Origin of the sequence: Citrobacter sp. wls615 (assembly GCF_005281355.1) — a bacterium.
In the GTDB taxonomy this organism is placed as follows: Bacteria; Pseudomonadota; Gammaproteobacteria; order Enterobacterales; family Enterobacteriaceae; genus Citrobacter; species Citrobacter werkmanii.
This window is the reverse complement of the sequence record NZ_SZXM01000027.1, coordinates 16891-34833: the sequence shown is the minus strand read 5'-3', so window position 1 is coordinate 34833 and position 17943 is coordinate 16891. Positions and strand designations below refer to the sequence as shown.

The 17943-nt window shown below is 52.4% G+C and carries 15 protein-coding genes; 10 read left to right on the top strand and 5 right to left on the bottom strand.

What is annotated here, in order from left to right; translation table 11 throughout:
* Nucleotides 1-169 precede the first annotated feature (169 nt).
* The 9 genes from sdhC (at nucleotide 170) to FDX04_RS09760 (ending at nucleotide 10956) form a co-directional block, all read left to right on the top strand.
* Nucleotides 170-574 carry a succinate dehydrogenase cytochrome b556 subunit gene (sdhC, locus tag FDX04_RS09800; protein WP_042309715.1) on the top strand — a complete coding sequence of 135 codons (405 nt, stop codon included), beginning with the start codon at nucleotides 170-172 and terminating at the stop codon, nucleotides 572-574.
* A complete protein-coding gene (sdhD, locus tag FDX04_RS09795) occupies nucleotides 568-915 on the top strand; it encodes a succinate dehydrogenase membrane anchor subunit (protein WP_005122550.1) in 348 nt (115 codons plus the stop codon). The genes sdhC and sdhD overlap by 7 nt, the downstream gene beginning before the upstream one ends.
* Nucleotides 915-2681, top strand: a complete 1767-nt coding sequence (sdhA, locus tag FDX04_RS09790) for a succinate dehydrogenase flavoprotein subunit (RefSeq protein ID WP_137370862.1) — start codon at nucleotides 915-917, stop codon at nucleotides 2679-2681. The genes sdhD and sdhA overlap by 1 nt, the downstream gene beginning before the upstream one ends.
* Before the next feature lie 15 nt (nucleotides 2682-2696).
* Nucleotides 2697-3413: a succinate dehydrogenase iron-sulfur subunit SdhB gene (gene sdhB, locus FDX04_RS09785; protein WP_038638888.1), complete on the top strand. Its 717-nt coding sequence runs from the start codon at nucleotides 2697-2699 to the stop codon at nucleotides 3411-3413.
* 260 nt (nucleotides 3414-3673) lie between these two features.
* The gene (gene sucA, locus FDX04_RS09780) at nucleotides 3674-6475 is read left to right on the top strand and encodes a 2-oxoglutarate dehydrogenase E1 component (protein WP_038638891.1); all 2802 of its coding nucleotides are present in this window, start codon (nucleotides 3674-3676) and stop codon (nucleotides 6473-6475) included.
* Between the two features lie 14 nt (nucleotides 6476-6489).
* Entirely contained in the window at nucleotides 6490-7713 is a 1224-nt protein-coding gene (gene odhB, locus FDX04_RS09775) for a 2-oxoglutarate dehydrogenase complex dihydrolipoyllysine-residue succinyltransferase (RefSeq protein ID WP_137349216.1), read from the top strand.
* A gap of 91 nt (nucleotides 7714-7804) precedes the next feature.
* A complete protein-coding gene (gene sucC / locus FDX04_RS09770; RefSeq protein ID WP_038638897.1) occupies nucleotides 7805-8971 on the top strand; it encodes an ADP-forming succinate--CoA ligase subunit beta in 1167 nt (388 codons plus the stop codon).
* Nucleotides 8971-9840, top strand: a complete 870-nt coding sequence (gene sucD / locus FDX04_RS09765; protein WP_003022929.1) for a succinate--CoA ligase subunit alpha — start codon at nucleotides 8971-8973, stop codon at nucleotides 9838-9840. The genes sucC and sucD overlap by 1 nt, the downstream gene beginning before the upstream one ends.
* Nucleotides 9841-10065: 225 nt before the next feature.
* Entirely contained in the window at nucleotides 10066-10956 is an 891-nt protein-coding gene (locus FDX04_RS09760) for a PocR ligand-binding domain-containing protein (RefSeq protein WP_137360527.1), read from the top strand.
* Here the strand turns inward: FDX04_RS09760 and cobA are convergent.
* On the bottom strand, nucleotides 10935-11723 hold the full coding sequence (cobA, locus tag FDX04_RS09755) for a uroporphyrinogen-III C-methyltransferase (RefSeq protein ID WP_042309705.1): 789 nt from the start codon (nucleotides 11721-11723) through the stop codon (nucleotides 10935-10937). The two genes, FDX04_RS09760 and cobA, sit on opposite strands and share 22 nt — an antisense overlap.
* 403 nt (nucleotides 11724-12126) lie before the next feature.
* Here cobA and FDX04_RS09750 point away from each other — a divergent pair, with 403 nt between their 5' ends.
* Entirely contained in the window at nucleotides 12127-13029 is a 903-nt protein-coding gene (locus FDX04_RS09750) for a LysR family transcriptional regulator (protein ID WP_137360528.1), read from the top strand.
* An 82-nt stretch (nucleotides 13030-13111) separates the two neighbouring features.
* Here FDX04_RS09750 and cobO read toward each other — a convergent pair whose 3' ends face one another.
* The 4 genes from cobO to FDX04_RS09730 form a co-directional block, all read right to left on the bottom strand.
* The gene (gene cobO, locus FDX04_RS09745; RefSeq protein ID WP_137370861.1) at nucleotides 13112-13714 is read right to left on the bottom strand and encodes a cob(I)yrinic acid a,c-diamide adenosyltransferase; all 603 of its coding nucleotides are present in this window, start codon (nucleotides 13712-13714) and stop codon (nucleotides 13112-13114) included.
* Nucleotides 13715-13723: 9 nt separating this feature from the next.
* Nucleotides 13724-15376: a class I fumarate hydratase gene (locus FDX04_RS09740; RefSeq protein ID WP_137370860.1), complete on the bottom strand. Its 1653-nt coding sequence runs from the start codon at nucleotides 15374-15376 to the stop codon at nucleotides 13724-13726.
* 60 nt (nucleotides 15377-15436) lie between these two features.
* A complete protein-coding gene (gene glsA / locus FDX04_RS09735) occupies nucleotides 15437-16438 on the bottom strand; it encodes a glutaminase A (RefSeq protein WP_137370859.1) in 1002 nt (333 codons plus the stop codon).
* A 125-nt stretch (nucleotides 16439-16563) separates the two neighbouring features.
* Nucleotides 16564-17868: a dicarboxylate/amino acid:cation symporter gene (locus tag FDX04_RS09730; protein WP_137370858.1), complete on the bottom strand. Its 1305-nt coding sequence runs from the start codon at nucleotides 17866-17868 to the stop codon at nucleotides 16564-16566.
* Nucleotides 17869-17943 lie beyond the last annotated feature (75 nt).

The following is a 17943-nucleotide window of genomic DNA, read 5'->3' as shown; positions in this document are numbered from 1 at the left end:
GTAACGTGTCGTTTTAGCAACTGGAAGCAGTGTTTTATATGACGCGTAGTTATAGTAAGGACGCTGTCTGACCCGCAAGCAGACCGGAGGAAGGAAATCCCGGCGTCTTTCAGACTACAGAAGTCTTCATCTTCTGTGCCCGAAGTCCAAAGGGAATAATAAGAACAGCATGTGGGCGTTATTCATGATAAGAAATGTGAAAAAACAAAGACCTGTCAATCTGGATCTGCAAACGATCCGGTTCCCAATCACGGCGATAGCGTCCATTCTCCATCGCGTATCCGGAGTGATCACCTTCGTGGCGGTCGGGATTCTGTTGTGGTTATTGGGTACCAGCCTTTCCTCCCCTGAAGGTTTCCTCACGGCGTCATCCATTATGAATAACTTCTTCGTGGAGTTAATCATGTGGGGGATCCTGATTGCGCTGGCCTATCACGCCGTAATGGGCATTCGCCATCTGTTGATGGATTTTGGCTATATCGAAGAAACCCTCGAAGCAGGGACACGCTCCGCCAAAATTTGTTTCGTTATCATTGTCGTGCTTTCACTTCTCGCAGGAGTCCTCGTATGGTAAGCAACGCCTCCGCATTAGGACGCAACGGCGTACATGACTTCATTCTGGTCCGTGCTACCGCTATCGTTCTGACGTTATACATCATCTATATGGTCGGCTTCTTCGCCACCAGCGGTGAGTTGACCTTTGAAGTCTGGACCGGTTTTTTCTCATCGGCATTCACCAAAGTCTTCACTCTGCTGGCACTTTTTTCCATCTTGATTCATGCCTGGATTGGCATGTGGCAGGTGTTGACCGACTACGTTAAACCTCTGGCTGTACGCCTGATTCTGCAACTGGCTATCGTCGTTGCGCTGGTGGTTTACGTCATTTATGGATTTGTTGTGGTGTGGGGTGTGTAATGAAACTGCCAGTCAGAGAATTTGATGCTGTTGTGATTGGTGCCGGTGGCGCAGGTATGCGCGCGGCGCTGCAAATTTCCCAGAGCGGACAGACCTGTGCGCTGCTCTCCAAAGTTTTTCCAACCCGTTCCCATACCGTATCTGCGCAGGGTGGCATCACCGTGGCGCTCGGTAATACTCATGAAGATAACTGGGAATGGCACATGTACGACACCGTCAAAGGGTCGGACTACATTGGTGACCAGGACGCAATTGAATATATGTGTAAAACTGGCCCGGAAGCGATTCTGGAGCTGGACCATATGGGCCTGCCGTTCTCTCGTCTCGATAATGGCACCATTTATCAACGTCCGTTTGGCGGTCAGTCGAAGAACTTCGGCGGCGAGCAGGCGGCACGTACCGCAGCAGCGGCAGACCGTACCGGCCACGCGCTCCTGCACACCCTGTATCAGCAGAACCTGAAAAACCACACCACCATCTTCTCTGAGTGGTATGCACTGGACCTGGTGAAGAATGCTGATGGCGCGATTGTCGGTTGTACCGCACTGTGTATTGAAACCGGTGAAGTCGTTTACTTTAAAGCTCGTGCCACCGTACTGGCGACGGGTGGCGCAGGTCGTATTTATCAATCAACCACTAACGCCCACATCAACACCGGTGACGGTGTAGGTATGGCTATCCGCGCTGGCGTGCCGGTGCAGGATATGGAAATGTGGCAGTTCCACCCGACCGGTATCGCTGGCGCGGGCGTGCTGGTCACAGAAGGTTGTCGTGGTGAAGGCGGCTACCTGCTGAACAAACACGGCGAGCGCTTTATGGAGCGTTATGCCCCGAACGCGAAAGACCTGGCGGGTCGTGACGTGGTGGCGCGTTCCATCATGATCGAAATCCGTGAAGGCCGCGGCTGCGACGGCCCATGGGGTCCGCACGCCAAGCTGAAACTCGATCATCTGGGTAAAGAAGTGCTGGAGTCCCGGCTGCCGGGTATTCTCGAACTGTCTCGTACCTTTGCCCACGTTGACCCGGTGAAAGAGCCGATCCCGGTAATTCCTACCTGTCACTATATGATGGGCGGTATCCCGACCAAAGTAACCGGCCAGGCGTTGACCGTGAACGAGCAGGGCGAAGATGTGGTGATTCCGGGGCTGTTTGCGGTAGGCGAAATCGCCTGCGTATCGGTTCACGGCGCCAACCGTCTGGGCGGCAACTCGCTGCTGGATCTGGTGGTCTTTGGTCGTGCGGTGGGTCTGCATCTGCAGGAATCTATCGCGGAACAGGGCGACCTGCTGGATGCGACGGAAGACGAGATCGATGCTTCTCTGGCTCGTCTGAATCGCTGGAACAGCAACCGTAACGGCGAAGATCCGGTCGCCATTCGCAAAGCGCTGCAGGAATGTATGCAGCATAACTTCTCGGTATTCCGCGAAGGCGATGCGATGGCGAAAGGACTGGAAGAGCTGAAAGCGATTCGCGAGCGTCTGAAAAACGCCCGTCTGGATGATACCTCCAGTGAATTTAACACCCAGCGCGTTGAGTGTCTGGAGCTGGATAACCTGATGGAAACCGCTTACGCCACCGCAGTCTCTGCAAACTTCCGTACCGAAAGCCGTGGCGCGCATAGCCGCTTCGACTTCCCGGAACGTGATGATGAAAACTGGCTGTGCCATTCCCTGTACCTGCCAGAGTCGGAAACCATGACGCGACGTCAAGTCAATATGGAACCGAAGCTGCGCCCGGCATTCCCGCCGAAGATTCGTACTTATTAATGCGGAGACAGGACAATGAAACTCGAGTTTTCAGTTTATCGCTATAACCCGGACGTTGACGATGCTCCGCGCATGCAGGATTACACCCTGGAAGCGGAAGAAGGGCGCGACATGATGCTGCTGGATGCATTGATGCAGCTGAAAGAAAAAGATCCGTCGCTATCGTTTCGTCGCTCCTGCCGTGAAGGGGTCTGCGGCTCTGACGGTCTGAACATGAACGGCAAAAATGGATTGGCCTGTATCACACCTGTTTCTGCGCTGAATCAGCCGGGCAAGAAAATTGTCATTCGCCCGCTGCCGGGTTTACCGGTTGTGCGCGATTTGGTGGTAGACATGGGACAATTCTACGCACAGTATGAGAAGATTAAGCCTTACTTGTTGAATAATGGGAAAAATCCACCGGCTCGCGAGCATTTACAAATGCCAGAGCAGCGTGAGAAGCTCGATGGGCTGTATGAATGTATTTTGTGTGCATGCTGCTCAACGTCCTGCCCATCATTCTGGTGGAATCCGGACAAATTCATCGGTCCGGCTGGTCTGCTGGCTGCGTATCGCTTCCTGATTGACAGCCGCGATACCGAGACCGACAGCCGCCTGGAAGGTTTAAGTGACGCTTTCAGCGTATTCCGCTGTCACAGCATCATGAACTGCGTCAGCGTATGTCCTAAGGGGCTGAACCCGACGCGCGCCATCGGCCATATTAAGTCGATGCTGCTCAAGCGTAGTGCATAAGTTGTTGTAGTGGTTGCCGGATGGCGACGTAAACGTCTTATCCGGCCTACAGGTACAATCCCGTAGGCCTGATAAGTGAAGCGCCATCAGGCAAATTGTTAATGTAGGAAACCTCTAAAAACTGCCACATGATTAGACAGTTTTTAAAGGTTCCTTCGCGAGCCAAACAAAAAGAGCTCGCAAGTGAACCCCGGCACGCACATCGGTGTGCGTGGTAGTATCCACGGCGAAGTAAGCATACAAATGCTTAAGGGATCACGATGCAGAACAGCGCTTTGAAAGCCTGGTTGGACTCTTCTTACCTCTCTGGCTCGAACCAGAGCTGGATAGAACAGCTCTATGAAGACTTCTTAACCGACCCTGACTCGGTAGATGCTAACTGGCGTTCGACGTTCCAGCAGTTACCTGGCACCGGAGTCAAACCGGATCAACTCCACTCAAAAACACGTGATTATTTCCGTCGGCAGGCGTTGATTACCCCACGTTACTCTTCTTCTATTTCCGACCCTGATGCCAATGTGAAGCAGGTTAAAGTCCTGCAGCTCATTAACGCCTACCGTTTCCGCGGTCATCAACATGCGAATCTTGATCCGCTGGGACTGTGGCAGCAAGAGAAAGTGGCCGATCTGGATCCGTCTTTCCACGATCTGACCGATGCGGATTTCCAGGAAAGCTTTAACGTAGGCTCTTTTGCCGGCGGTAAAGACACCATGAAGCTGAGCGACCTGGTTGTTGCGCTGAAACAAACCTACTGCGGCCCGATTGGCGCCGAGTATATGCACATCACCAGCACCGAAGAAAAACGCTGGCTTCAGCAGCGCATCGAGTCTGGCCGCGCCGCGTTTAGTAGTGAAGAGAAAAAACGCTTCCTCAGCGAACTGACCGCAGCGGAAGGTCTGGAACGTTACCTGGGCGCGAAGTTCCCGGGCGCGAAACGCTTCTCGCTGGAAGGCGGTGATGCGTTAATTCCGATGCTGAAAGAGATGATCCGCCACGCGGGTAACAGTGGTACGCGTGAAGTGGTGCTGGGCATGGCGCACCGTGGTCGTCTGAACGTACTGGTCAACGTGCTGGGTAAAAAGCCGCAGGATCTGTTCGACGAATTCGCGGGCAAACATAAAGAACATCTCGGCACTGGCGACGTGAAGTACCACATGGGCTTCTCGTCAGATATCGAAACCGAAGGCGGTCTGGTACACCTGGCGCTGGCGTTTAACCCGTCACACCTGGAAATTGTTAGCCCGGTGGTAATCGGTTCCGTCCGTGCGCGTCTGGATCGTCTGGATGAGCCGAGCAGCAATAAAGTCCTGCCTATCACCATTCATGGTGATGCGGCGGTGACCGGGCAGGGCGTGGTGCAGGAAACCCTGAACATGTCGAAAGCGCGTGGTTACGAAGTGGGCGGTACCGTTCGCATCGTTATTAACAACCAGGTGGGTTTCACTACCTCTAACCCGTTGGATGCGCGTTCTACCCCATATTGCACCGACATCGGTAAGATGGTTCAGGCGCCGATTTTCCACGTCAATGCGGATGACCCGGAAGCGGTCGCTTTCGTGACGCGTCTGGCGCTGGACTTCCGTAATACCTTCAAACGCGATGTCTTCATCGATCTGGTGTGCTACCGCCGTCACGGTCACAACGAAGCCGACGAGCCGAGCGCAACCCAGCCGCTGATGTATCAGAAAATCAAAAAGCATCCGACCCCGCGCAAAATCTACGCTGACAAGCTGGAAGCGGATAAAGTCGCCACGCTGGAAGATGCGACCGAAATGGTCAACCTGTATCGCGATGCGCTGGATGCTGGCGAGTGTGTAGTGAAAGAGTGGCGTCCAATGAACATGCACTCCTTCACCTGGTCGCCATATCTCAACCACGAATGGGACGAAAGCTACCCGAACAAAGTTGAGATGAAGCGTCTGCAGGAGCTGGCTAAACGCATCAGCACTGTACCTGAAGCGGTTGAAATGCAGTCGCGCGTTGCCAAAATTTACGGCGATCGTCAGGCCATGGCCGCAGGCGAGAAGCTGTTCGACTGGGGTGGCGCAGAGAATCTGGCTTACGCCACGCTGGTTGACGAAGGCATCCCGGTTCGTCTGTCGGGCGAGGACTCCGGTCGCGGAACCTTCTTCCACCGTCACGCGGTCATTCATAACCAGGCGAACGGTTCAACCTACACCCCGCTGCAGCATGTGCATAACGGCCAGGGCACGTTCCGCGTATGGGACTCCGTACTGTCTGAAGAAGCGGTGCTGGCGTTTGAATACGGTTACGCCACGGCAGAACCGCGCACTCTGACTATCTGGGAAGCCCAGTTCGGTGACTTCGCCAACGGTGCTCAGGTCGTTATCGACCAGTTCATCTCTTCCGGCGAACAGAAATGGGGTCGTATGTGCGGTCTGGTTATGCTGCTGCCGCACGGCTACGAAGGTCAGGGCCCGGAGCACTCCTCCGCGCGTCTGGAACGTTATCTGCAACTTTGCGCTGAGCAAAACATGCAGGTTTGCGTCCCGTCCACCCCGGCACAGGTGTACCACATGCTGCGTCGTCAGGCGCTGCGCGGTATGCGTCGTCCGCTGGTGGTGATGTCACCGAAGTCGCTGCTGCGTCACCCGCTGGCGGTGTCTACGCTGGACGAACTGGCAAATGGCACCTTCCTGCCGGCTATTGGCGAAGTCGATGAACTTGATCCGAAAGGCGTGAAGCGTGTTGTGATGTGTTCTGGTAAGGTTTATTACGACCTGCTGGAGCAACGCCGCAAGAATGACCAAAAAGATGTTGCCATTGTGCGCATCGAACAGCTCTATCCGTTCCCGCATAAAGCGGTGCAGGAAGCGCTGAAACCGTTTGCTCACGTACATGATTTTGTCTGGTGCCAGGAAGAGCCGCTCAACCAGGGCGCATGGTATTGCAGTCAGCATCATTTCCGTGAAGTGATTCCATTTGGGTCCGCTCTGCGTTATGCAGGTCGCCCGGCCTCTGCCTCTCCGGCAGTAGGGTATATGTCCGTTCACCAGAAACAGCAACAAGATCTGGTTAATGACGCGCTGAACGTCGATTAAATAAAGGATAAATAATGAGTAGCGTAGATATTCTTGTTCCCGACCTGCCTGAATCCGTAGCGGATGCAACGGTTGCAACCTGGCACAAAAAACCGGGCGATGCAGTACGTCGTGATGAAGTACTGGTAGAAATCGAAACTGACAAAGTGGTACTGGAAGTACCGGCATCAGCGGACGGTATCCTTGATGCGGTTCTGGAAGATGAAGGGACAACCGTCACCTCCCGCCAGATCCTCGGTCGCTTGCGTGAAGGCAACAGCACTGGTAAAGAAACCAGCGCCAAGTCTGAAGAGAAAGATTCTACTCCGGCACAGCGCCAGCAGGCGTCGCTTGCAGAGCAGAACAACGATGCCCTGAGCCCGGCGATCCGTCGCCTGCTCGGTGAACATAACCTCGAAGCCAGCGCCATCAAAGGCACTGGCGTTGGTGGCCGCATCACCCGCGAAGATGTGGAAAAGCATCTGGCCAAAGCGCCGGCAGCAAAAGACGAAGCCAAAGCGCCAGCAGCCGCGCCTGCGCCTCAGCCTCAACTGGGTGCGCGTGGCGAAAAACGTGTGCCAATGACCCGTCTGCGCAAACGCGTAGCCGAGCGTCTGCTGGAAGCGAAAAACTCCACCGCCATGCTGACGACGTTCAACGAAGTCAACATGAAGCCGATTATGGACCTGCGTAAGCAATACGGTGATGCGTTCGAAAAACGTCACGGTATCCGTCTGGGCTTTATGTCTTTCTACGTGAAAGCGGTGGTTGAAGCGCTGAAACGCTATCCAGAAGTCAACGCCTCTATCGATGGCGATGACGTGGTGTACCACAACTACTTTGATGTCAGCATGGCGGTCTCCACGCCGCGCGGCCTGGTAACGCCGGTCCTGCGTGATGTGGATCTGCTGGGTATGGCTGACATTGAGAAGAACATTAAAGAACTGGCAGTAAAAGGTCGCGACGGCAAGTTGACGGTTGAAGATCTGACGGGCGGTAATTTCACCATCACTAACGGCGGTGTGTTCGGTTCCCTGATGTCTACGCCGATCATCAACCCACCGCAGAGCGCCATCCTGGGTATGCATGCCATCAAAGATCGTCCGATGGCGGTAGACGGCAAGGTTGAAATTCTGCCGATGATGTATCTGGCGCTGTCTTATGACCACCGTCTGATCGATGGTCGTGAGTCAGTAGGCTTCCTGGTAACCATTAAAGAGTTGCTGGAAGATCCAACGCGTCTGCTGCTGGACGTGTAACGAAAAAGAGTATCACCTGCCCCGTAGGTCTGGACGCCTTATCAGACCTACGGGTAAAAGATAACGATTACCTGAAGGATGGACAGAACACATGAACTTACATGAATATCAGGCAAAACAACTTTTTGCCCGCTATGGCTTACCGGCACCGGTGGGTTATGCCTGTAATACTCCGCGTGAAGCTGAAGAAGCCGCATCTAAAATCGGCGCAGGCCCGTGGGTAGTGAAATGTCAGGTTCACGCTGGTGGCCGTGGTAAAGCGGGCGGTGTGAAGGTTGTTAACAGCAAAGAAGACATTCGCGCTTTTGCTGAGCACTGGCTGGGGAAACGTCTGGTGACTTACCAGACAGACGCTAATGGCCAACCGGTAAATCAGATTCTGGTTGAAGCGGCGACCGATATCGGTAAAGAACTTTACCTCGGCGCAGTGGTTGACCGTAGTTCCCGTCGCGTGGTCTTTATGGCTTCGACTGAAGGCGGCGTGGAAATCGAAAAAGTAGCGGAAGAAACCCCGCACCTGATCCACAAAGTGGCGCTGGATCCGCTGGCAGGACCGATGCCTTACCAGGGGCGTGAGCTGGCGTTCAAACTGGGTCTGGAAGGTAAACAGGTTCAGCAATTCACCAAAATCTTCATGGGGCTGGCGACCATTTTCCTGGAGCGCGACCTGGCGCTGATCGAAATCAACCCGCTGGTAGTAACCAAACAGGGCGATCTGATCTGCCTCGATGGCAAACTGGGCGCTGACGGTAACGCACTGTTCCGCCAGGCTGACCTGCGCGAAATGCGCGACCAGTCTCAGGAAGATCCTCGTGAAGCGCAGGCTGCACAGTGGGAACTGAACTACGTCGCACTGGACGGTAACATCGGTTGTATGGTTAACGGTGCGGGCCTGGCAATGGGCACCATGGACATCGTTAAACTGCACGGCGGCGAACCGGCTAACTTCCTCGACGTGGGCGGCGGCGCAACCAAAGAGCGCGTAACCGAAGCGTTCAAAATCATCCTCTCCGACGACAATGTAAAAGCCGTTCTGGTTAACATCTTCGGCGGTATCGTACGTTGCGACCTGATCGCTGACGGTATCATCGGCGCGGTAGCCGAAGTGGGCGTTAACGTCCCGGTTGTCGTTCGTCTGGAAGGCAACAACGCCGAGCTCGGCGCGAAAAAACTGGCTGATAGCGGCCTGAATATTATTGCAGCGAAAAGTCTGACGGATGCAGCTCAGCAGGTTGTTGCCGCAGTGGAGGGGAAATAATGTCAGTTTTAATTAATAAAGATACCAAGGTTATCTGTCAGGGCTTCACCGGTAGCCAGGGGACTTTCCACTCCGAACAGGCGATTGCATACGGTACGCAGATGGTTGGCGGCGTAACGCCAGGCAAAGGCGGCACCACCCACCTCGGTCTGCCGGTGTTCAACACCGTTCGTGAAGCCGTAGAAGCGACCGGCGCTACCGCCACCGTGATCTACGTTCCGGCGCCGTTCTGCAAAGACTCCATTCTGGAAGCGATCGACGCAGGCATCAAACTGATTATCACCATCACCGAAGGTATCCCGACGCTGGATATGCTGACCGTGAAGGTGAAGCTGGACGAAGCTGGCGTACGCATGATCGGCCCGAACTGCCCAGGCGTGATCACCCCGGGCGAATGCAAAATCGGCATCATGCCGGGTCACATTCACAAGCCGGGCAAAGTGGGGATCGTTTCCCGTTCCGGTACGCTGACCTATGAAGCGGTTAAGCAGACCACCGACTACGGTTTCGGCCAGTCCACCTGTGTAGGTATTGGCGGCGACCCGATTCCTGGCTCTAACTTCATCGACATTCTGAAGCTGTTCCAGGAAGATCCGCAGACCGAAGCGATCGTGATGATCGGCGAGATCGGCGGTAGCGCGGAAGAAGAAGCGGCGGCGTACATTAAAGATCACGTCACCAAGCCGGTAGTTGGCTACATCGCGGGCGTCACCGCGCCGAAAGGCAAACGTATGGGCCACGCCGGTGCGATCATCGCTGGTGGTAAAGGTACCGCAGACGAGAAATTCGCGGCTCTGGAAGCTGCTGGCGTTAAAACCGTGCGCAGCCTGGCCGATATCGGTGAAGCGCTGAAAACCGTTATTAAGTAAGAAGTAAAAAAACAGCCCTGACTCTCTGCATGGTCAAGGGCTGGTCCCGTTTCGACATGGTTGGCCATCTGATGATGGCCTTTTTTTTGTCCTTAAATATTTTTCTTGCCAATTGATCATAATCATCTGCACAAATGAGATTATTTTTTGCGGTCAACATCATTCTTTCTCTTGGTTAAATTCTGCATATTATCGGTTTTAATATTATGAGTGCTGGAGGAGAACGTGCTGCTGAAAATTCAGAATGATTATTTACACGGTTTTTTCTCGATAGCCGAAATATTCTCCCGTGCGACCGGGTTAGCCACGGTTGTTATTGATATTAATGGTAAGCCACTCTCAGATTGTCATAATTTTAATTCTTTCTGCAGATTAATGCGGGCGGATGAGCGCTATCGTGTGGACTGCCAAAAATGCGATAAGCAGTGTGCTTTTGAGGGGTTGAAACAGCTTAAGCCCAGAATACTCACCTGTCATGCCGGGTTAAGTCTGTTCTCGATGCCATTAATTGATGAAGGGCATCTTTGTGGTTTTATTGTCTGCGGACAGGTCCGGCCAAAGTATCAGGAATATAAAACTATTGTTATTGGTAATAAATTCTCATGGATGGATGATCCAAAAATAAAAGCTGAATGGGGTCAGGTTGCGGTAGTGGATAATAATACGCTGGTAGCGTCGGCTAATTTGTTAAGTTTTATTGTTGATAATTATGCGGAAGAACAACAATCCGCTCAAGTTTCAGTTTCACCGATCCGTTACATTCGTCATTATGTTACTGAACCTTCCCGTCATGAGAAAAAACTTCTGGCGGCGCTGCGTTATATTGATGAGAATTTATATGGTGAATTATCCCTGGAATCCGTCGCGGCGCATGTGTGCTTAAGCGCGAACTATTTCAGCCGATTTTTTAAGAAACGGCTGGGCGTTAATTTTAAAACCTGGGTGAGTCAGAAAAAAATGCAGAAAGCGGGGGAGTTGTTGCACGACCCTGAGCATTCAATAGACAGTATTGCCAGGAAACTTCAATACGCGCAAACCAGCTACTTTTGCCGCGTTTTCAGGGCGGCGCATCAAACGTCGCCCCAGTCTTTTCGTCATGCCAGGCTTTCGCAGTAAAGATCTTCTGGCAAGGTGATGGCGTCGGGTATAAAAGAGAGCCGATCGCTCAGGGTCACCACCTCACCAATAACAATCAGCGCAGGTGGAGCAATGTTAGCCTCCTGCGCTTTGCTCAGTAATGAACCGAGCGTACAGGTTAGTCGGCGTTGATTCTCCCGGGTGGCGGACATAATTAGCGCAGCGGGTGTATCTGCTGATTTACCGCCCATCAACAGCTCTTCGCAAATAAACGCCAGATTGGCGATACCCATGACGATAACCAGCGTGCCATTTAGCTTCGCCAGTTGACGCCAGTCCTGCTGCTGGTTGCCTTCCCGCGTATGGCCTGTCACCACGTGAAAACCGGAGGCGAAATCGCGATGCGTCACCGGAATTCCGGCATAGGTCAGGCCGCCGATGGTAGAACTGATACCCGGCACAACTTCAAATGGGATACCCGTTTCAACAAGATCCTCAACTTCTTCGGCCCCACGACCAAACACATAAGGATCGCCCCCTTTCAGGCGTACGATGTTGCTATGTGTTTGGGCATACTGGACCAGTAATGCGTTAATTTCATCCTGAGGAACACAATGATAGCCTGGATTTTTGCCGACATTGATAAGCAGGCAATCAGGTAATGCCCATTCCAAAATTTTAGGATTGACCAGCCGATCGTAAATAATGACATCAGCCTGTTTAATGCACATCATCGCTTTGAGGGTGAGCAATGAAATATCACCGGGACCTGCTCCAACGAGCCAGACCTTTCCGAAAGTTTTCACATTGTGTCCTTTATCACGTCTAACAAAAAAGGCAGAAACTACATCAAGGAATGATTAAAAGCAGTCGTTTGCCCGTAAGTTATAACGTGAAATTATCTAAAATTATTGCATGGATAATATTGATTAATCTCGCAAAGTTTTTTCTGCAATAAACAAGTTAACTTGAAAAATTATTAAGAACTTATTGGCACTATTTGCATGGGTTTAACCTTATTTAAATTGTGTTTATTGTTGTGCTTGAGTATTATTGGTTAATATTTATCCGCCATCAGTATGAGTAAATCATGGATTGGATCAATGACATCAATGGATGAAATAAAATATAACTCTCGATGCTTATCTGGTGTCTTGAATTATTTTTTATAAATTAAACTATTTTTGTACGCTGCATATGGAAGAGGTTATGAGAGGAAAAATACCGAAGACGGAGTTGCTGGTAACTTTTGAAGTTGTTGCGCGTCACGAAAGTTATACCCGGGCTGCTGAAGAGCTGGCTTTAACACAAAGTGCTGTTTTCCGCCAGGTGAATGCACTGGAGGATTTTCTGAATACCTCGCTATTTAATCATGCCAAGAAACGCATTTTTTTAAATGCGGCGGGCAAACATTATTTAAGTATCGTTAAAGAAACGTTAAATAAACTCGAGCGAGATACGACGACGATAATGACCTGGCAGCCGACGGTGCAGGTTATTGAGCTGGCAGTGAATCCGACCTTCAGCACGCATTGGCTGATTCCGAACCTGCGCGAGTTCAATAAACTCAATCCTGATATTATCGTCAATATCCATTCGCTGGCGAATATTGGTGATTTTCTCAATCGGGAGTATGACGCGGCAATCATGCGTGAAGATTTCTACTCGCCATGGTCGGGCGTTGAGTACCTGTTTGAAGAGGAAATCCTGCCGGTATGTAGCCGCTGCTTGCTGGCCGAACCGGATCGGAAACTGGCAGTCGAGGAGTTACTGAACGAATTCCCGCTTTTGCACCAAAGCACGCGTATCAAGGGTTGGCAGGAATGGTTTGCGCTGTCCGATATCAGTAGTCCACTGGTCAATAAAGGTCCAAGATTTGATCTGTTGTCGATGCTGATTGCGGCGGTTCGCTCTAATCTTGGCGTGGCGTTGCTTCCTCGTTTTGCCATTCAGCACGATCTGGACAGCGGTGATATGGTCATTCCTTGCGATGTCCCGATGCGCACCGGGAACCGTTTCATCATGACGTGGCGTGAAGAGAAAGCGGAATCTGTGCATTTACAGATCTTCCGGGACTGGCTGTTGAATAAATCTGTGGTATCGCCTGCCTGATAGTACCGTGTGCCTTGTCAGGCCTGCAAAGAACGGTAGGCCGGATAAGACGCCAGCGCGTCGTTATCCGGCAAAAGAATAGTTACCAGTCGATTCCCACCTGCGCCTGAATACCGCTGTCAAACGCGTGCTTGACCGGGCGAATTTCGCTGACCGTATCGGCCAGTTCCAGCAACAGTGCGTGGCATCCGCGTCCGGTGACGATAACACTTTGTTCGACAGGGCGATTTTCGATGGCGCTGAGAACCTCCTGGGTATCCAGATAGTGGTAAGCCAGCATGTAAGTCAGTTCATCCAATACCACCAGATCGTAATGCGCATCAGCCAGCATGCGCTTACTTTCTTGCCAGACAACCGTTGCCGCCTCGATATCCGCTTGCCGGTTTTGGGTTTCCCAGGTAAACCCGGTGCCCATAATATGGAATTCAACGCCGAGCGGTTGCAGGGTGTTGTACTCGCCATTATCCCACTGACCTTTGATAAACTGCGCGATGCCAACGGTTTTTCCGTGACCAACCGCGCGCGTTGCCGTGCCAAAGGCTGCGGTGGATTTCCCTTTACCGTTGCCGGTGAAGACAATCAGGATCCCTTTCTTCTCCGTTGCCGCCGCCACGCGGGTATCAACCTGTTCTTTCAGTTTCTGCTGACGCTGGCGGTGTCTGTCATTATTGGCTCGCGCTTCCATTGATGCTCCTTAATGTCCTGCCGGACAGGTTGCGCAGCGATGCTGCTGCTCAAACTGACTAAAGAAGTTATTACCTTTGTCGTCGACTAACACGAAGGCCGGCATATTTTTAACTTCCATCATCCAGACCGCTTCCATTCCCAGTTCGGGATATTCCAGGCAGTGCAGGCTTTTCACGTACTGTTGTGCAAGCAGGGCCGCGGCGCCGCCGATGCTGCCGAGGCTAAATCCACCGTGTTTATGGCAGGCATCAGTGACCTGTTGGCTGCGGTTACCCTTGGTGAGCATAATGAGACTGCCGCCTTGTGCCTGGAAAGCATCGACATACCCATCCATGCGCCCGCCGGTGGTGGGACCCATTGAACCACAGGCCTGATTGTCCGGCGTTTTGGCGGGACCCGCGTAATAAACGATATGTTTTTTCATGTATTCCGGCATCGGTTCGCCGTTATCCAGGCGCGCTTTGATGTTAGCGTGGGCAATATCACGGGCGACAACAATTGGGCCACTTAACGACAAACGAGTACCGATAGGCAGAGCGGACAGGTCGTGCAGAATCTCGCGTAGCGGGCGGTTGAGATCCAGCTGTACGGTTTGGGCGCCATTTTCTACCCGCTGAGAATCAGGTATGAATTTGCCCGGGTTATGCTCCAGTTTCTCCAGCCAGATACCGTGTTTGTTAATTTTAGCCTTAATGTTGCGGTCGGCTGAGCAGGAGAGGGCCATGGCGATAGGACAAGACCCCCCGTGACGCGGCAGGCGAATCACGCGGATATCGTGGGCAAAGTACTTGCCGCCAAACTGCGCGCCGATACCAAACTCGCGGCTGGCACTGAGTAACTCGGCTTCCAGGGCCGTATCACGGAATGCCTGACCCAGTTCGTTCCCGCTGGTGGGCAGGTTGTCGTAATACTTGGTTGACGCCAGCTTGGCGACTTTCAGCGCCTGGTCGGCAGACAAGCCTCCAACGACGAAAGCGATGTGATAAGGCGGGCAGGCGGCTGTGCCCAGTGATTTCATTTTTTCGATCAGAAAGGCGGTGAGCTTTTCCGGCTGCAGAATAGATTTTGTTTCCTGGAACAGCGCCGCTTTGTTGGCCGAGCCGCCGCCTTTGTTGACGAACAGGAAGCGGTATTCATTACCCGGCGTGGCGCTGATATCGATTTGTGCCGGCAGGTTAGTCTGAGTATTGACCTCCGTGTACATGTCCAGCGGGGCATTTTGCGAATAACGCAGGTTGTTTTCGGTGAAAGTGGTATACACGCCTTTGCTTAACGCTTCTGCGTCATCGCCGCCGGTCCAGACATGCTGACCTTTGCAGGCCACAATCGTTGCCGTTCCGGTATCCTGACAGTTAGGCAGCACGCCTTTGGCCGAAACTTCAGCGTTGCGCAGTAGCTGCAATGCAACATACTTATCGTTACCGCTGGCCTGTGGATCGTGCAGAATGCTGGCGATCTGTTTCAAATGTCCGGCGCGCAGGAAGAATGAAGCCTCATAAAATGCCTGCTGTGCTAATAAAGTTAACGCTTCTGGCGCAACCTTAATCACTTCCTCTCCGTCTAACTCCGAAACTGTAACGTGCTGATTACTCAGTAATTCATATTCGGTACTATCTTTACCCTGAACAAAGAGTTCCTGCCAGACAAATGGTTTAGACATGTTTACTTCTCACCTCTTCGTGTTGTTTGCCGGATAAGCGAAGCGCCATCCGGCATAGAGTTATTTTGCTAAAAAGACATTCGCTTCGGTCGCTTCGGCGACATATTCGATCGTTTTCTGGGCACGAACGCTGTTACCGGCTTCATCCAGCGGTGGGGAATAGACGGCTATCGCATATTCGCCAGGCACAACGGCAACCATCCCGCCGCCGACGCCGCTTTTCGCCGGGATGCCTACGGTGTACAGCCACTTACCACTACCGTCGTACAATCCGGCAATGGCCATTTCTGCCAGTACCTGCGGGACATACTTTTCATTCAGCAATTGCTTGCCGTTAAACGGTGATTTGCCTTTGTTGGCGAGTACCGCGCCCATTTTGGCCAGTTGCTCAACGGTGATATCGACTGAGCACTGACGGGTATAAATTTCGACAGCGTCGTCTGTGTTGCCATAGAAGCTGTTATAGGATTCCATCAGCTTCGCCAATGCCTGGTTGTGCTGGTTGGTTTCCATCTCAGATTTGAAAACAGGCTCGTTCACGGTGAGTGTGGCATCGGCCCAGACGTTCAGGTTGTCGAGGATTTTGTTCCAGCGATCGGTTTTATCTTTGGCTTCGATCAGGCTAACGGTGCTCATGGCCCCGGCGTTTACCAGAGGGTTTTCAGGCGCGCCTTTGGTCAGTTCAACGGCTAAGCCTGAGTTGAATGGCATACCGGTGGCATTGGCGCCAAGTTTATCCAGTACTACCTGAGGACCGTGCTGCTCCATGGCGAGCGCCATGGTGAACACTTTACTCAGGGATTCCATTGGGAAAGGTTTGTTAACATCGCCAACCTGATAGATCTTGCCGTCCACCGTCGCAATGGTGATGGCAAAATTTTTCGGGCTATAGGTCGCCAGAGCAGGGATGTAGTCGGCGACTTTTCCATCGTTGTTACTTTTGTACTTCTGATGAGCCTGTTCTATCAGCTTGGCGTAGTCGGGCGTGGTTTGCGCGAATGTGGTTGCGCTAAACAAGACGCTGAAAGAAAAGAGACTCACGCCGAGAATTGTTTTATTCATTATGCATTCCTGTTGGTGTGCTTATCTTGGTGCCGGATGGCGGCGTACCGCCTTATCCGGCCTACGGATAGTTAAACGTTATGTAGGCCGGATAAGCGCAAGCGCCATCCGGCAATAACGTAGTATCAGGACAAAGCGACTTCTGTTTCGGTAACCGGGCGTTCCTGTTCCGGAGTTTTCACTGGCGCAGTTCCGCGACAGCCCTGGCCGAAGTGTTCGCCTTCCCAACGACCCACAATGGCAGCGCCCATGGCGTTACTCATGACGTTGGTAGCAGAACGCCCCATATCGAGGAATGGATCCACACCCATCAGCAGGATCAGACCGGCTTCTGGAATGTTGAACTGGTTTAGGGTGGCGGCGATAACCACCATTGACGCACGCGGTACGCCTGCCATCCCTTTCGAGGTCAGCATCAGGATCAGTAGCATGGTGATTTGCTCACCCATGCTCAGTTCAATGTTGCACGCCTGGGCAATAAATACGGTGGCAAAGGAGCAGTACGCCATCGAGCCGACCAGGTTAAAGGAGTAACCGATAGGCAGAACAAAGCTGGCGATTTTTGAGGAAACGCCGAATTTTTCCAGCTTATCCAGCGTGCCTGGGAAAGCGGCTTCAGAGCTGGAGGTGGTGAAGGCCAACAGTGCAGGTTCGAAGATGGATTTTGCTAAACGCGCGATGCACGGCCCGACGATCACGGTGGACAGGCCGATCAGGATCGCCCACAGCATACCCAGCGTCAGGTAGAACTCACCCATAAAGATCCCGGCGCTGACCATCACACCCAGACCACGTTCGGCAATCAGACCCGAAATAGCGGCAAAAACGGTCAGTGGCGCAAACAGCATGACGTAACCCGTCAGCTTCAGCATCACGTGTACCAGTGAATCCAGAACCTTCACGATAGGCTCGGCTTTCTCACCAATTGCGGCAAGGCTGCAACCGAGGAATATTGAGAAGACGACGATCTGCAGAATTTCGTTACGTGCCATCGCATCAACAATACTGGTTGGCACTGCGTGCGAGATGAATACTTTCAGCGTGAACGGCTCAGACTTAACGGCGGCAACGGCTCCGGCGTCATGTGGAACAAAGTTGATGCCAGCGCCTGGCTGGAAAATATTAACGATAACCAGTCCCAGCGCGATTGACAGCAGTGAGGCGCAAATAAACAGGAAGAAGGTTTTCGAAAATATACGTCCCAGCGTTTTGGCATCGCCCATTTTGGCAATACCCACAACCAAAGTTGAAATAACCAATGGGGCGATAATCATTTTCACCATGCGTAAGAATATGGTGGTGAAAATGGAAATATCTGCTGCATAAGATTTTGCCGTTTCAGCCGCGACCATATTATTTATGGCCACCCCGGCAATCATGCCGAGTATCAGGCCTAATATGATCATCTTCGTTAAACTTATTTTCTTCATGTGTACTCCATCGGATAAAGGTTGGTAATTGGAATTGTGTAGGGCGGCGCGCGCCTGAACCCGGACAGCAGTTCA

Coding starts and splice junctions, on each gene's coding strand:
- sdhC (WP_042309715.1), top strand. CDS start 170: ATGTGGGCGTTATTCATGATAAGAAATGTGAAAAAACAAAGACCTGTC.
- sdhD (WP_005122550.1), top strand. CDS start 568: ATGGTAAGCAACGCCTCCGCATTAGGACGCAACGGCGTACATGACTTC.
- sdhA (WP_137370862.1), top strand. CDS start 915: ATGAAACTGCCAGTCAGAGAATTTGATGCTGTTGTGATTGGTGCCGGT.
- sdhB (WP_038638888.1), top strand. CDS start 2,697: ATGAAACTCGAGTTTTCAGTTTATCGCTATAACCCGGACGTTGACGAT.
- sucA (WP_038638891.1), top strand. CDS start 3,674: ATGCAGAACAGCGCTTTGAAAGCCTGGTTGGACTCTTCTTACCTCTCT.
- odhB (WP_137349216.1), top strand. CDS start 6,490: ATGAGTAGCGTAGATATTCTTGTTCCCGACCTGCCTGAATCCGTAGCG.
- sucC (WP_038638897.1), top strand. CDS start 7,805: ATGAACTTACATGAATATCAGGCAAAACAACTTTTTGCCCGCTATGGC.
- sucD (WP_003022929.1), top strand. CDS start 8,971: ATGTCAGTTTTAATTAATAAAGATACCAAGGTTATCTGTCAGGGCTTC.
- FDX04_RS09750 (WP_137360528.1), top strand. CDS start 12,127: ATGAGAGGAAAAATACCGAAGACGGAGTTGCTGGTAACTTTTGAAGTT.
- cobO (WP_137370861.1), bottom strand. CDS start 13,714: ATGGAAGCGCGAGCCAATAATGACAGACACCGCCAGCGTCAGCAGAAA.
- FDX04_RS09740 (WP_137370860.1), bottom strand. CDS start 15,376: ATGTCTAAACCATTTGTCTGGCAGGAACTCTTTGTTCAGGGTAAAGAT.
- glsA (WP_137370859.1), bottom strand. CDS start 16,438: ATGAATAAAACAATTCTCGGCGTGAGTCTCTTTTCTTTCAGCGTCTTG.
- FDX04_RS09730 (WP_137370858.1), bottom strand. CDS start 17,868: ATGAAGAAAATAAGTTTAACGAAGATGATCATATTAGGCCTGATACTC.